Below are 15,737 nucleotides of genomic sequence, written 5' to 3' on the forward strand. Positions count from 1 at the left end.
ACCTTCTATTCTTCGTACTCTGTAAAGTCGACGTTCTCTACAATCCAGCGTTTACGCGGATCGACCTTATCACCCATAAGTGTTGACACACGGCGCTCCGCTTTGGCAGCATCTACAATCTCCACCTTGAGCAATGTCCGTGTCTCCGGATTCATCGTCGTTTCCCACAGCTGATCCGGATTCATCTCACCCAGACCTTTATACCGCTGAAGTTCGACGTTGTTTCCAAACTCCTTCATGTAATTCGCCAGCTCATCATCCGTCCAAGCGTAGCGAACACTTGCCATTTTACCGGACTTGCGGGTGAGCTTATACAAAGGCGGCTGTGCAATAAATACTTTACCTTGATCAATCAGAGGTTTCATATAACGGTAAAAGAAAGTCAGCAGCAGTACCTGAATATGTGCACCATCCGTGTCCGCATCGGTCATGATTATGATTTTGGAATAATTGCTGTCTTCAACGGCAAATTCAGTCCCAATACCCGCTCCGATCGCAGCCGTTATCGCACGATATTCCTCGTTCTTGAGGATATCCGCCAGCTTTGATTTTTCCGGATTGAGCGGTTTCCCCTTCAGAGGCAGTATGGCTTGAATCTTCGAATCGCGTCCCTGTTTGGCCGAGCCTCCTGCGGAATCCCCTTCAACAATAAACAGCTCGTTCCGGGTAAAATCCTTGGATTGTGCCGGAGTCAGCTTGCCATTCAGGTTGGAACTTTCACTGCGCTTTTTGCCTGTGCGCATCTCGTCACGGGCCTTGCGTGCAGCTTCTCTTGCCTTGGAGGCCTGAACCGCTTTGCGAATCAGCGTCTGAGCCACCTGCGGGTTTTCTTCCAAAAACCGCTGCATGTTCTCCGAAACGACCGAATCGACCGCACTTCGAGCGGAAGCGCTGCCGAGTTGATCTTTCGTTTGTCCAACGAATTCCACTTCGGACATTTTTACGCTGATGACAGCCATCATGCCTTCGCGAAGATCATTACCCTCAAGGTTTTTATCTTTTTCCTTAATCATGTTGGTACGTCTTGCATAGTCGTTCATCACACGCGTATACGCCGTCTTGAATCCGGTCTCATGTGTACCGCCGCCCCTGGTCGGGATCGAGTTAACAAACGAAGCCAGCGTTTCGGTATACCCTGCGTTATACTGGATCGCCACTTCCACCTCGATGTCGTCCTTCTCCGCATAGAAGTGAATGACATCATGCAGCACATCTTTATTTTCGTTCAAATACGCAACAAACTGGCTTGCTCCGCCTTCATACATGTACTCATCCTGATTGCCTGACCGTTCGTCTTTCAGAACAATTTTCAGGCCCGAGTTCAGAAAAGCAATTTCCTGAAGCCGTTCTGCCAGTGTATCATAATTCAATTGAATGCCATTTTGGAAGACACGTATATCCGGTTTAAACGTTACTTTAGTTCCTGTCCGATTGGTATTCCCGAGTACTTCGAGTCCCGTTACCGGCTCTCCGACATGTTCGACACCCTTTTTGTCCTGCCAATATTCAAAACGTTGACGATGAATCTTGCCATCACGGAAGATTTCGACTTCAAGCCACTCCGACAAAGCGTTCGTTACCGAAGCACCTACGCCGTGCAGTCCGCCTGATTTCTTATATCCTGATCCACCGAACTTTCCGCCTGCGTGCAAAATCGTAAACACGACCTGGGGAGTAGGAATCCCTGTTTTATGTATACCTGTCGGAATTCCCCTTCCGTTATCCTGAACCGTAATAGAACCGTCCTTATGCAGCGTGATATCGATTTTGGAGCAGAATTTGGCGAGATGCTCGTCGACAGCGTTGTCCACAATTTCCCATACCAAATGATGCAGACCTGAAGTACTGGTGCTGCCGATGTACATCCCGGGCCGTTTCCGAACCGCTACCAGTCCTTCAAGTACTTGAATGTCGTCCGCGTCGTAGCCTGAAGACCCCTGTCCTCCGCCTGTCGAACCTGCCGACATATCGATTTGCTCGACCATTCATGCTCCCCCTTCTTAACTTGCAACTGAAAAAAAACCTAAAATGCAAACAGATGTTTTCTTATCCTTGTCCATTTTAATTCAAGATATCCCGTTTCGTAAAGACAAGGAATGACACAATGAGTGAGGCAATGCCCCAAACACTAAGCACAATAAGGGAAAAACCCAAATTCATTCCTTCAATCGGTGGCAATCCACCGGACAAATAATCCGGAAGTTCCAGATTAACCATGAACAGGTATTTGGCTGATTGCCAAGAGGCTGCCATATTCGTGAGAATGGTTCCTGCGATAAGCGCAGCCATCATAATAACAATACTTGCTGCCGTGCTTCGAACCAATACGGAAACCATGAAAGCCAGAATGGCCACAATGACGCTCACAAACCATATCAATCCTGCCTGCATGAGAAGATACAGCCATTGATCCACGGCGTGTACGGCGGACAGATCCACATCGGTACCCACAACCTTGAATCCGGTAAAGATCGGCATGCCGAAACCTTTATAACCGAATACTGCACCTGATATAACGTAACAGATAATATACGCAGATACGACGATTATAGACACAAACATAATCAGGGTGACCAGTTTGCTGAGCAGAACCTTCCAGCGTTTGACCGGACGAGTCAGCAGCATCTTGATGGTACCTGTTGTGCGCTCACCCGACACCAGATCCGAGGCAATGGCCATAATCAGCAGCGGAATAAACAAGCCAACCGCATTATTCATAAATTCCCGGGTAAACGTTACGCCATTGGGCTCCTCCGGATTCACGTCATTTTCCAGATAATATTGCATCTGCTGGATATAAACCGTGCGGTACTTTTTGTATTCCTCAGGCACCCGGTCGCTGCCCAGTGAATTTTGATTATCCGTGATTGCCTGCTGAAGTTCAAGTCTCCAGTCGCCACCAAACTTGTCGCGGTTATTTTCCGCAGATTTCATCTGGGCATACGTAAACATCGGAACCAGAACCGCAAGTACAATAAATATAATATAAAGACGTTTCTTCTTCACCATCTTAATCGTTTCATTTCGGATAAGCGGCATGATATTACTCAATGGATTCACCTTCAGTCATCTTTAAGAATAATTGTTCCAGTGTCGGCTGAACCCGCTGTACACCTTCAACCTGAATCCCTGCCTGAACCATCTGATTCACAAGACCCGCGATGCGATCCTCGTGCATTTCAGCCACAACCGCATTGGGTCCAAGCCCTGCGATAATGGTATCATCCATCACCTCGGCAGGGCGATCCACTAACGCAACACCTGCGTCAAGCAGCATTTTTCTGCCCTCCTCCAGAGGTGAGACATGCCATATGGCGAATTTAGAGTGATCTTCAATTAATTCATCTACGCCTCCAACGGCAAGAACGCGGCCTGCACTTATAATCGCAACCCTGTCACATAGAAGCTGAATTTCACTCAGCAGGTGACTGCTGACAAATACAGCCATCCCTTCGCTTGCAAGTTGTTTGATAAACACCCGAAGCTCCTTAATCCCTTTGGGATCAAGTCCGTTGGTAGGCTCATCCAGAATCAGCAGACGCGGGCGTCCAAGCAGGGCCTGGGCGATACCCAACCGTTGGCGCATGCCTAACGAATAGGTTCTCACTTTATCATGAATTCGTTGATCCAGACGGACAATATCGACCACTTCTTGAATACGGGCATGATCCACACCAGGCTGCATCCGGGCAAAGTGCTCCAGATTCTCCCAACCTGTCAGGTATGTATACACCTCCGGATTTTCCACGATGGAACCGACATATTGAAGAGCACGCTCAGGATCGCGATTCACATCGTAACCACAGACTTTAATATTGCCTTCTGTCGGTTTGATCAGATCAACGAGCATCCGGATGGTTGTCGTTTTCCCCGCTCCGTTCGGGCCCAGGAAACCAAATATTTCTCCGGGCTTCACTTCAAACGTGACATCTTTGATAATCCATTTGCGTCCTATTTTTTTCTTAAGATGCTGCACAGACAGTACATAATCGCTCTGCGGCTCTGCCATTAGTTCGTGCTCCCTTCTGCCTGTGTTTCAGCCTGATATTCCTGCGCAATCCGAACCGCAATCTCCTCGTATCCTGCACCATTTGGGTGGAAGTGATCGGAGGAGAGATATTCACCCAGATGATTTTCAAACAGATCAAAGGTGGGTACAAGCGTCATCTTATCCTCTTGGTTCAAGATTTGGAGCGCAGCATCATTCCATGCAGCTACAACCGCATTGCCGGGTACCTCCAGCTCCTTCACATCCCCAAACGGGTTATAAAGACCTATGTACACAATCTGTGCTTCCGGATTGATCTCTTTAACTTTCTTCAAAATTTCCTGGAGACGCTTGGACGTTTCAGGCAATGCTGCAGCCAGCTTTTCGGCAGTCGGCGGATCCTCACCCTGCAATACCTGACCACCCTGAAAGAGATCGTTAGCTCCAATGGACAATAAAATAAAGTTGGATTGCTGGAGTACATAGCGTACACCTTGTTCATCCAGTTTACTTAGTAATGCATCCGTTCTCAGGCCATTGACTCCCAGGTTGTTCATAACCTGAACATCATGTCCCTGTTCCTTTAAAATATTTCCTGCACGCCTTACAAAGCCCAGTCCTTCATCATCCCCCGTGCCTCTAGCCAGAGAATCACCAATAACGGCCATTCGAATTTTGCCATCATCAACTGGAGCTGCAGGTTTGCTTGCCTCATCGGCCGGTGTTTTCGTCGACTGCCCTGTCCCTAAAGCTGGATCCCCCTCAGGATAGATGACGTCTTTTATGGCATAACCAAAACCGAATAATAACAGAAGCGTTGCCAAAATGGACACCGTGCTGATTGTTCTCCAGATCCATGGCGCTGAATCAAGGGTTTTTCTTTTCATTCATCACATCTCCGCTCATGTACACCTGGTTGGGTGCTAATAATTTAAAATGGTTTGACTTTAAGATGACGCTTTTTCTAAATAACATAAATGTTCTGTCGTTAATTTGCAAATTTTGCCGCTCTATTCTTTTTAAAAATTTATAAACGGAAAAAGGCTATGCCTCACACAGATTTCGCTGTGCTGACATAACCTTTTTTCGAATTAAATCTGAACGTTATTCATTCAAATGACTTATTTGCCGATAAATTCTTGAGCCCAGTAACCGTTGTAGTATCCAACACCGATTTGAGTAAAGTTTTTGCTCAGGATATTCGCACGGTGTCCTTCACTGTTCATCCATGCAGTAACTACTTCTTGAGGCGTTTTTTGACCTTTGGCAATGTTCTCACCAGCGTAGCTGTAAGTTACTCCAAATTGTTTCATCATATCAAAAGGAGAACCATACGTTGGTGATTGGTGATCAAAATAGTTGTTATTGCTCATGTCTTTTGCTTTGGCAAGAGCGACTTTATCCAGAAGTGCATCGGATGCCAGTGCGCTCAGACCTGCCTTGGCACGCTCAGCGTTCACCAATTTTACAACCTGTGCTGCGAAATCGGATTGAGTTGACTCATTACCACTGTTGCTTGTGTTATTACCAGTGTTACCCGTGTTGTTTGCGTTACCAGTGTTGCTGCTGTTCTCAGGCTTTTTCGTTGGCGTAGCAGCCGGTTTCTCTTCTTGCGTTGGTTGAGACGGTTTTGTTGTTGATTCTGGTTTCGCAGGTTCTGGCTTCGTTGTTTCAGGCTGTGCTGCTGGTTTTTGGACAACCTGACCATTCGATACCGTAATTCCGTTATCCTTCATCCACTTTTCAAGCAATGTTTTCAGGCTAGTTGCATCCGTAAGTTTAATTGTAGCTTTATATGTGGACACCTCTGCCGCGGAAGCAGAAGCAGGGAGCATAATTCCTACGGCCAGTACAGCTGTCAGACTTCCAGCGACGACGGTTTTCAACAAGTTCTTTTTCAAATTCATTCATCTCCTCGAAAATTAATTAGTTACAACTTTGTAATCAATACTCTAGCAGTATACCAATTCATACGAGTGATGTGAACCTATAAATTATGGAAAAGTTACTTTTTTGTAATATTTAATTGTGTTTCAAAAGCATTTAACAGGTTTAAAAGTTTAAGTTAGCTTTAAGACATGAACTATATCTGTAGGTGCAGCAGAAGTTGGATTATAGTTTTTGAAGGGTACCAAATACATGATAACCTCAGCGTCTGTATCAATTGAATACGGCTTAACCGATTTTTTTCATGTAAACTGCCTATTACAGTATCATATATGAAAACTATTCTTTAAGGGGCGTCCTTATTTAACCAAAAAAAAGACATCCGGAATCAATACATCTTGTCCGAATGTCTCGAGTTACCTGTACATCAACGATCTGGTTGAGGAATAGGTACCTATTTTGAAGAATCTTTTCTATAGAAGGACTTTACTGAAACGATATCCTCTCTTTTGAAAGCCAATGTGCTCATAGAAAGAATACGTTGATGAAGCAACTTCACGATTCGCACCGGTGACAAACAATTGTTTCCCACCTTGCTGTCTGCCCCAGTCCTCAGCACGAGCCATCAGACGACGGCCAATTCCGCCTCCACGGTACTCTTGCCCTACAATCAAGGACGTAATTTGAGCGGCAGGTTCTGGATAGGCATGACTTTGCACACATTGCAAGCCGATCATACCAATAATTTGTTCATCCACTTCGGCAACAAGCATGCACGCGTTTGGATTACTCTCCAAACCTTCAATGCGCTCTTTCATAACATTGGCTGTTGTCGGATAGCTGACCTCTCGCATCAGTCCCGTTACCGCTTCAGCATCTCGCAGTTCACACTCTCGGATCGTCAGTACAGGGGCCTGGGCATTATTGGACATGATTTACCTCCACTTTCAGCATATTTGCGGCTTGAACCGCCGTTTTTCGAGCTTCTTCCACATCGCGGCCTGCACTAAGTGCCACAGCCATCCGGCGTCCCACTTTGACCTCAGGTTTGCCAAATACACGAACCTGCGTACGTGGAAGAGCCAGTGCTTCTTCAATCCCGCCTATAGTAAAGTCGGATGTTTCATGATTGGCTTTCAGCGTAGCTGAAGCTCCAGGTGTAAGCAGATGTACATCTGTCACAGGGAAACCCAGAATTGCACGCACATGCAGCGCAAACTCGGAGCTATCTTGCGTTATCATGGTAACCATACCTGTGTCATGCGGACGAGGTGATACCTCGCTGAACACAACTCCGTCCGAAGTCAAGAATAGTTCGACACCGAACAGCCCATAACCACCTAATTCATCGGTCACAGACTTGGCAATATGACAAGCTTGCTCCCATTGCTGCGGAGTCATTGCATGCGGCTGCCAAGATTCGACATAATCTCCATCCTTCTGAATGTGACCAATCGGAGGACAAAATACAGTTCCTGATACAGATCTTACGGTGAGCAGCGTTATTTCACTGTCAAATTTCACAAAGCTCTCCACGATGACACGTACAGATTTGCCGCGCGCTCCAGACAGAGCGATATTCCAGCAATTCTCTACGTCATCCGGCGTGCGGCATACACTCTGCCCTTTACCAGAAGAACTCATCAAGGGTTTGATCACACAAGGTGTACCCAGTTCTCGAACGGCTTCTTGAAGCTCTTCCAAGTTGTTCGCAAATAGATAGGCTGCTGTCGGAAGTTTCAATTGTTCTGCCGCCAAACGCCGGATGCCTTCGCGATCCATCGTTAAACGGGCAGCACGTGCCGTCGGCACAACACAAAATCCCTCTTCTTCAAGCTCCAACAAGGCTTCTGTCGCAATTGCTTCGATCTCCGGTACAATGTAATGAGGTTTTTCCTTGCGGATCAATTGTTTCAAAGCTTCGGCATCTAACATGTCGATGCAGTAAGACCGGTGTGCTACCTGCATGGCAGGTGCATTGTCATAACGATCAACAGCGATCGTTTCAACTCCCAGTCGATGGGCCTCAATAACGACCTCTTTTCCCAATTCTCCGCTACCCAGCAGTAGCATTTTTTTGGCTTGAGCCGTAAAAGGAGCACCCCACATGTTCTTTCCAATCCTCCCAAAGAGAAATCTTCTATATCTGTCTCTCTATTTTCGGGGTTTTGGTTAAAGATTGCAAGGGTGCTCCCTATTTTTCTTGTGAATTTTACAAGATTTTTTGTGTTTTTTCGATCAATTTTTACAAAAATCTGTATTGAGCTTCTATTAACCCATTATAAACTCCTTGTTTCTGGATAAGTTGCTCATGGTTTCCTTCTTCCTTGATTTCACCGTGATCGAGCACAATAATGTTATCTGCATTCCGGATCGTCGAGAGTCGGTGAGCGACCATGAAAGAGGTTCTGCCCTTAAGCAGTACTTTCAGTGCTTCCTGAATTTTGAGCTCTGTCTCGGTATCAATGCTTGCTGTTGCTTCATCCAGAATAAGAATCCGTGGATCCGCGAGCAAGGCACGGGCGAAGGACAAGAGCTGCCGTTGTCCCATGGACAGCACGTTTCCTCTTTCTTCAACCTCCGTATCATATCCACCAGGCAGCTTCATAATAAATTCGTGGGCATTGACTGCCTTCGCAGCCTCCTCCACTTCTTCATTGGTTGCATCCAGTCTGCCAAATCGAATATTGTCTCGAATCGTTCCGGAGAAAATAAAGGTATCCTGCAAGACAATGCTTACCTGACTGCGCAGACTCTCAACCGTAATATCCTGTATATCATGGCCGTCAATCGTCAGTCTTCCTCCGGTAATATCATAGAAGCGGCTAATCAGGTTGATAATTGTACTTTTTCCTGAGCCTGTGTGACCCACCAGTGCAATGGACTCACCGGCTGCGGCCTTAAAGCTGATTCCTTTAAGCGCCTGTCTGCCTTTCTCGTATTCAAAAACGACATTGTCAAAAACGATATCGCCTTTAATAGAAGGAATCGGCTTCGCCCCCGGTTTGTTAGCAATGCTTGGTTCCTCATCCATGAATTCGAAAATGCGTTCGGAGGAAGCCATGGCTACCAGCAGTTGATTGTACATCTGGCCCAGACGGTTGATCGGATCCCAGAAGTTACCGACATAGTTGGCGAAGGCTACAAGCAAACCAACAGTTAACTGACCATCTTGAATCAGGTAGGCACCAAACCAGAACAGGATCAATGTACCGAAACCACCGGTAATTTCAATGAGTGGTCCAAAGCCCTGGTTCATGGCTGATGCTTTGTCCCATGATTTTTTGCTGGACATGTTCATGTTGTCAAAGTATTTCATGTTTTCTTTTTCCTGTGTATACGCCTGAGTCACGCGGATCCCCTGAATGGATTCATTCAAGTGGGAGTTGATGCGGGAGTTCTTCATGCGTACATCCTGCCAGGCACGGCGGATCAATACCCGCAGCTTGGTGGAAATAATAAACATGATCGGTACTGTAATAATCACGGCAAGGCCGAGTTTCCAGTTGATGAGCATCAATATGACGATAATTCCCAATAACTGCACGCAGTCGATCATGACGTTGACCGCACCATTGGTGAACAAATCCTGCAATGAGTTGATGTCATTCGTGACACGAACGAGTACGGACCCCGCCGGTCTTTTGTCAAAAAAGTTAAAGGACAGCTTCTGAATATGTTTGAACAGATCCGAGCGAAGGTCATAAATGACCCGCTGTCCTATAATATTGGTTAATTTGATCCGGTACGTATTGGCAGCCCATTGAATGAGATAGAGCAGGAGTACCGAACCCCCAATAATATATAACAGGGTCATGCTTGGTAGTCCGTTCTCTGGTGCTATGGCTCTGTCAATCGCAAGACTGATCAAGAAAGGAACCGATAATTTCGTGATCGTACCCAAAATCATCATCAATATGATCAGCGGCAGAAGCTGCCTTGCGTAAGGTTTCATATAGCCGAACAAACGTCCAAATTCTTTCCAGTTAAACGGCTTCTCAATGATCTCATCGTCCTGATAGACGAATCGTTCATTTATATTCTTCTCAGAGGTCCCTTTGACCTCGCGCCTGTCTGCTACCGTTTCGGCACTCATGAGTTCACCTGCTCCCCAGCCTCCCGCTTACCGCGGGCGATGTAGTCTGCGTATTGAATTTTGTAAACATCCTGATATGGTCCAGGTTCTTCAATAAGAAGTTTGTGTGTACCGCGCTGAACGACACGCCCTTCATCCAGTACCAGGATCTCATCTGCATGTCGCAGTGATGAAATCCGGTGTGCAATGATAAAGGTTGTTCTTCCTCGCATAACTTCCTGGAAACCGGACTGGATCTCATGCTCGGTCTCCATATCGACTGCACTGGTCGCATCGTCAAGCACCAGAATTTTCGGATTTTTGAGCAAAGCTCTAGCGATCGCAATCCGCTGTTTCTGACCCCCGGACAGACCCATGCCTCGTTCACCAACAACCGTGTCATATCCGTCCGGAAACTCCATAATGAAATCATGTGCTTTGGCCAGCTTCGCTGCCCGAATAATCTCATCCATGCTTACGTTTTTGAGACCATACGAGATATTGTTGCGTATGCTGGAGGAGAACAGGAACGTTTCCTGAAAGACGGAAGCGATCTGGCTACGCAAGCTGCGTATTCCCATGTCCTTAATATTTTTGCCATCCAGCTTGATGGTTCCCGAATTGACGTTATACGCACGCATCAAGAGCTGAATAATGGTGGATTTACCGGAACCAGTGCCTCCCAGGAAACCAATAACCATACCCGGAGGTGCATCAAAATTGATATCGGTTACGGCCGCCATTTTATTGCCATAGGCAAAGGTTACGGAATCAAATGTTACATGCCCCTTAACCTGATCAGCCTCGACAATGATTGGATCTTCTGTCTCCTGCACGTCCACCGGTGTATTCAACAGTTCAAGCACCCGTTCGCCCGAAGCTTTGGATTGCGTATAGTTGTTGATATGGAATCCAAGGTTCCACATAGGTCCGATTATGTACCAGATCAAACTGAAAAAGGCAACGAGTTCACCAAGTGACAACGTCTGATTGATGACCATTCTTCCTCCAATGATGAGAAGCAGTACAACGCTTACAGAAGCAAGAATCTCCATGATGGGAAAATAACGACTCCACAATGTTGCAGCATGAATCTGATTTGTTTTGTAACGCTCGTTGCGTGTGGAAAACTTCTCCACTTCGTAAGGCTCACGTGCAAAAGATTTTACGGTACGCACTCCAGTAATATTTTCCTGTACGGCTGTCGTCAATGAACTGAGCGCCAGTCGCATCTCCTGGAATGCAGGGTGGATCTGGGATTCAAATCTTAGCGCAACAAAGGCAAGCAGAGGAATACATATGAGTGTCAGCAAGGTAAGCTGCCAACTCATCGTCATCATCATGATTGCGCCAAATACGACCATCAAAACCATGTTGAGAATCTGTGCAAAGCCAAATCCGATAAAGTTGCGGATGGCTTCCAGGTCTCCCGTGAGGCGGGACATCAGATCACCCGTCTTGGCCGTATCATAATATCGGAAGGATAAAAATTGAAGCTTTTCGTAACATGCGTTACGTAGTCGGTACGCCAGGAAGTTACCAAGGCGTCCTCCATAAAACCCGTGTAAAAACTGCATACCCGCTTTCAAAATCACAACACCTAACACGGTCAAAGCAAGTATGGGAACGTCTTCAAAATTGCGCGGTATAATTACGTCATCAATCAGTATCCTGAGCAAATTCGGATACACCAGCCCGAGCGCAGTCGCTATGGCGAGGAACAAGATTGATACAAATAAATACGTGCGCTTTTCCCAAAAAAAGGTTTGCAGTTGCCTGAGAACATCCATGTTTCTCCTCCTCTTGTCTCGTTCAAAAACGGTATGAACATTTATGAAGTTTATCACCGTCCCCCATTCGCGGCAAAGCGAATAACTGACCATATTCAGGCTACTTTCTCCTTATTGCGTCATTAACAGGAATAAAAGACCACCTATCAATCAAATGTTTGAATATTCTCTTTGTTTCAGGTTGTTCGGACAAAAAAAGGCTCCCTGTATGACCTGGTCGGTCAGGAGCCTTTTTGCAGATACATATGCATACACTCTGCGTGTATACTTATTCGTGTACGAATTGCTGCACTTGTGCTAAAAGACTATGCCATTCCTCTGCCGGAACGCCACTTGTCAGTGTCTCATTCAATGCGGCAACAGCTTCTTTCAGTCGATCTTCCAACTGGCTGGCTTGATGCTGCAACGACTGGTGCAGTTGGGCATCATAGAACTGGACCAGTTTTTCCTGTGCAGCAGGAAGAGCGCCAGCCACCATTTGTTTGATGACCGGATCGAGCGCTTCCTGGAGTCGTTGTCTCCCCTCACCTTCAAAGAATTGCTTCGGGTTGCGGAAGTAACTGAGATACGTTTTCCATCCTGACGGTTCCTCCAGCCGGATCTCCTCGAGCACAGGTGTACTCCAGTTCTCATTAAAAGCAAGCGAAAGATCCATTCCGCCTGATCGCTCTTTAAGTTCCTGAACGCAATCATCGATCTGCCTCATTAACCAGCTCTTCCCTGCCTGCTCCAGTCGGAGTGTCGTCGCAAGCAATTCCTGTTCCAGCTCTACAGCGATCATACGCAGCAGTTCACGTCCGCATGCTGCAAATGCACCTTTTAGATTACCGCGACCTTCCCGCAGAACGGAAGGATGGAACGCTTCTGCCATAAAGAGACCCAGTCGATATCCCAGCCGCTGTCTGACATGAAAGAGCAATTCAGCCGTCTCCTGAGCAAGCTCTTCTCTCATGGAGCGCTCGGCAAGGGTTTGGATTCGTACGAGAGACTGATCCATGACGGCATGCAGTTCCTGCCTCCGCTGCTGCAGCACTTCTTCACCCTGAACTGCATCGTGGGCACGCTGATCTAACCGCTGGATAACCCTCGACAGCTCTTCGGCAGCACCTCCAACGGCAAGGTCAGCAAGTTCTGTGCCAGCGAACCGATTAAACTCTTCCTCAAAACGAAGGAAACCCGATTGCTCAAGCATATCCGCATCTCCCGTGCTTTTGCCTTCCATGGCAAGCAGGCTGGAAACCGGAAATAATCGCGGGGCCCGAATCCCATTGGTTCGCAGCTGAGTACTGACATGCTCCAGTACCTGTTCAAGTTCTTCTTCGGATGATGACAAGTCACTGGCATTCACCACAAAGAACATCTGGTCCATGGCCGAGCTGTCTTTCACCCGTCCCAATTGGTTGAGAAACTGTCGATCCCCCTGGGAGAAAGCATGGTTGTAGTAGGTTACAAAGATAAGCGCATCCGCATTCTTCATATAATTGAATGTAACACCCGTATGACGGGCATTCACCGAATCGGCCCCAGGTGTGTCAACCAGCACAATGCCTTGTTCCGTAACGTCACAGCTGTAGTATAGATCAATGCTGTCGACAAAGCAGGATTTCCGTTCATTGGCCACAAAATTCCGGTATCCGTTAAGGTCTACCTGAACATCTTGACCAAGCTGATCCATCGTGTCATCCCAGCCTGCAGCTGCCGCCTGCAGGAAGCTGTAGTGCGGCCGTCCTGCGGGATGTACATCTTGTGGCGATAAGGATTGCACCCGTTTCTGCCAATCCGCTCCCGGTTCGCCCAATCCGAGCAAACGGAAGGAATAGGCCAGATCTTCCTGAAACGCAGCCAGGGTCTTCATTCGGACCCGGGCCGTTCCATGCTCCGCGCCACCCGCTGGAGCCATGATCCGGTTAATTGCTGCTGTCGTTGGATGCGGCGATACGGGGAGTACAGCTTCGCCCAGCAACGCGTTGGCGAAGGAGGATTTGCCTGCGCTGAAAGCTCCGAACAGCGCCAGGGTAAACGTGCCGCCCGCAAGCGAAGCCGCCCGTGCACGCAGATCCCGTACCGCCGACCCCATGGCGGGGTACGGCTCTACCAGCGCAGCAGCGGCTTCCAGCCGTGCCGCAGCTGCGTCCAGGCGCCGGCGGCGCTGTGCGCCAGCCGCCGGCTGCATGTGCGCCGCAGCTTTGCGCGGCGGCGCTTCCGTCTGTGGCTGCGCAGCCACAGACACGGATGTGCCCGGGTCAGAGCCGTGAGCTTCGCTCGGCTCTTGCGCGGGCACATGCGGGCCCTGCACCTCCGGCAACAGCCCGGAGGGGAGAGGGCCCGCAGGAGGCAGCAGGCTGCGCAGCCCTGCTGCCTCGGCGGCGGCGGTGCGCTGCAGCGCCGTATAGCGCGCCGCCGCCGCGGATTGCGCCAGCACCGCTGCGCGGCTGGCGTCCAGCGCCTGAAGCGCGGCTTCGCCCTGCGCGCCCAGCGCCTCAAGCATCCGGTCGACCAGCATCATGGCCGATCTGCGGTAGCGGGCCTCAATCTCGCCCCGCACCTCCTTGCTGAATTGAAGCACATACTCGGGAGAAACCTCTGCGCCGGCGCTCCGTTTCATCTCCAATAGTGCTTCATCCAGAACAGGCAGTTCAGTATTCAATGCCTGTTCCCAGTCCGGGCTCCATAGCTGATGAGCTTCTCCCAGCTTCCGAAGCATAGTGCGAATATGCACTTCCACTTGACCCGAAGTTTGATCCTGCAGCATTTTAACGAGCTCAGCAGCACGGCGCTGCTTTTCCTGCTCGGTCTTCCCACCTGAGAAGAGCAATCCTACCCGAAACCCAGGTTTCCGGCTCTCAAGATAGGCTGCGGCCGAAGTACGGATATCTGCAGGAGTGAGGTTGGCATTCGATAACAGGGACTCCAGCTCCCCCCGGAACTTCTCACGCTCCCGAGAGGGCCTTGCACGAAGTTCGTCTTCTTCAGCATTTAACTTATCCAGCTCTCGTTCAAGTCGCTCATTGCCTTCCTGTCCTCCGATTTCCTCCAGCAGAGCTGCCTCTTCGTCCTCACGCTGTTCAGCCTGTCTGATTAAGTGCTGCTCGGTGATATGACTGGCCGAACTTGCAAGGCTATGACGAATGAGTGCTTCCTTCTCGTTCAACATATGTTGAATCAAATCAGGGAGCACCTTCCATTGGTTATAACGATGAGCCTTATCACGAAGCGAAGTGAACAAGAGCCCGTCATATCTGACTTCCCACGCGTCAAAAATGGCCTCTACACCTTTCACATACTCGTCAAACGCTAGCTCCCGTTCCCTATGCTTATCAATCTGATTCACTATGAGGAACAACGGCTTCCCCCAATCCGACAGGCTTTTGGCGAAAGACAAATTGCTCTCAGACTGAACATGGTTATAATCCATCACATAAAAGACCACATCAGCAAGGTGAAGCGCCGAATGTGTTGCCAAGCCATGTCCCCGGTCAGTCGAGTCCACACCTGGCGTATCCAGCAGCACAGCGTCATCTGCCAGTAAAGGGATGTCATCCCATACTTCAATGGAACGATATGCACCACCATTCTTGCAGTACTCTTCCAGTTGTTCAGGAGAGACCTCAAGCGGATCTGCGAGTACTTCCTGATTGTCAGCGCTTTCGTTAGTCGCCGTATAAATCAGCGCTCGCGGCGCGCCATTACGAATGGACACCACATTGGCACTTGTCGGAACAGGGCTTGATGGCAGCACCCGTTTCCCACATAAACTATTGATCAAACTTGATTTTCCTGCAGAGAAGTGTCCACAAAACGCGATCGTCAATTGCTTCATCTCTGCCTTGCACATCAGATCTGTTAACGCATGTACAGCAGTATGGTCTCCTGTTTGCTCCATTGCCTTGCGCAGCGAAAGCAGTGGTTCAGCCAATTCTACTGGGTAATCTGTTCTGGTCATGTCTGGCCTTCCCCCTGGCTCCTCTTAATTGGCATCTGCATCATGCCTTTATCT

At 48.4% G+C, this 15,737-nt stretch carries 10 protein-coding genes; all 10 read right to left on the reverse strand.

What is annotated here, in order from left to right:
- Window positions 1–5: 5 nt before the first annotated feature.
- A complete protein-coding gene (gene parE / locus CHI14_RS26050) occupies window positions 6–1,985 on the reverse strand; it encodes a DNA topoisomerase IV subunit B (RefSeq protein WP_095292702.1) in 1,980 nt (659 codons plus the stop codon).
- A gap of 76 nt (window positions 1,986–2,061) precedes the next feature.
- On the reverse strand, window positions 2,062–3,051 hold the full coding sequence (locus CHI14_RS26055; protein ID WP_095292704.1) for an ABC transporter permease: 990 nt from the start codon (window positions 3,049–3,051) through the stop codon (window positions 2,062–2,064).
- A complete protein-coding gene (locus CHI14_RS26060; protein ID WP_095292707.1) occupies window positions 3,044–4,009 on the reverse strand; it encodes an ABC transporter ATP-binding protein in 966 nt (321 codons plus the stop codon). Before CHI14_RS26060 ends, CHI14_RS26055 begins: the two co-directional genes overlap by 8 nt.
- The gene (locus tag CHI14_RS26065; protein WP_095292709.1) at window positions 4,009–4,875 is read right to left on the reverse strand and encodes a GDSL-type esterase/lipase family protein; all 867 of its coding nucleotides are present in this window, start codon (window positions 4,873–4,875) and stop codon (window positions 4,009–4,011) included. Before CHI14_RS26065 ends, CHI14_RS26060 begins: the two co-directional genes overlap by 1 nt.
- A 234-nt stretch (window positions 4,876–5,109) precedes the next feature.
- On the reverse strand, window positions 5,110–5,889 hold the full coding sequence (locus CHI14_RS26070) for a CAP domain-containing protein (protein WP_095292712.1): 780 nt from the start codon (window positions 5,887–5,889) through the stop codon (window positions 5,110–5,112).
- Between the two features lie 459 nt (window positions 5,890–6,348).
- Complete coding sequence (locus CHI14_RS26075) at window positions 6,349–6,807, reverse strand: GNAT family N-acetyltransferase (protein WP_095292715.1); 459 nt, start codon at window positions 6,805–6,807, stop codon at window positions 6,349–6,351.
- Complete coding sequence (gene purT / locus CHI14_RS26080) at window positions 6,797–7,984, reverse strand: formate-dependent phosphoribosylglycinamide formyltransferase (protein WP_095292718.1); 1,188 nt, start codon at window positions 7,982–7,984, stop codon at window positions 6,797–6,799. The genes CHI14_RS26075 and purT overlap by 11 nt, the downstream gene beginning before the upstream one ends.
- A gap of 136 nt (window positions 7,985–8,120) precedes the next feature.
- Window positions 8,121–9,971: an ABC transporter ATP-binding protein gene (locus CHI14_RS26085; RefSeq protein ID WP_095292721.1), complete on the reverse strand. Its 1,851-nt coding sequence runs from the start codon at window positions 9,969–9,971 to the stop codon at window positions 8,121–8,123.
- A complete protein-coding gene (locus CHI14_RS26090; RefSeq protein WP_095292723.1) occupies window positions 9,968–11,740 on the reverse strand; it encodes an ABC transporter ATP-binding protein in 1,773 nt (590 codons plus the stop codon). Before CHI14_RS26090 ends, CHI14_RS26085 begins: the two co-directional genes overlap by 4 nt.
- Before the next feature lie 268 nt (window positions 11,741–12,008).
- Complete coding sequence (locus CHI14_RS26095; protein ID WP_095292726.1) at window positions 12,009–15,683, reverse strand: dynamin family protein; 3,675 nt, start codon at window positions 15,681–15,683, stop codon at window positions 12,009–12,011.
- Window positions 15,684–15,737: the final 54 nt, after the last annotated feature.

It is taken from the genome of Paenibacillus sp. 7516 (genome assembly GCF_002272715.1).
GTDB classification, from domain to species: domain Bacteria; phylum Bacillota; class Bacilli; order Paenibacillales; family Paenibacillaceae; genus Paenibacillus; species Paenibacillus illinoisensis_A.

Coding starts and splice junctions, on each gene's coding strand:
- parE (WP_095292702.1), bottom strand. CDS start 1,985: ATGGTCGAGCAAATCGATATGTCGGCAGGTTCGACAGGCGGAGGACAG.
- CHI14_RS26060 (WP_095292707.1), bottom strand. CDS start 4,009: ATGGCAGAGCCGCAGAGCGATTATGTACTGTCTGTGCAGCATCTTAAG.
- CHI14_RS26065 (WP_095292709.1), bottom strand. CDS start 4,875: ATGAAAAGAAAAACCCTTGATTCAGCGCCATGGATCTGGAGAACAATC.
- CHI14_RS26075 (WP_095292715.1), bottom strand. CDS start 6,807: ATGTCCAATAATGCCCAGGCCCCTGTACTGACGATCCGAGAGTGTGAA.
- purT (WP_095292718.1), bottom strand. CDS start 7,984: ATGTGGGGTGCTCCTTTTACGGCTCAAGCCAAAAAAATGCTACTGCTG.
- CHI14_RS26085 (WP_095292721.1), bottom strand. CDS start 9,971: ATGAGTGCCGAAACGGTAGCAGACAGGCGCGAGGTCAAAGGGACCTCT.
- CHI14_RS26090 (WP_095292723.1), bottom strand. CDS start 11,740: ATGGATGTTCTCAGGCAACTGCAAACCTTTTTTTGGGAAAAGCGCACG.
- CHI14_RS26095 (WP_095292726.1), bottom strand. CDS start 15,683: ATGACCAGAACAGATTACCCAGTAGAATTGGCTGAACCACTGCTTTCG.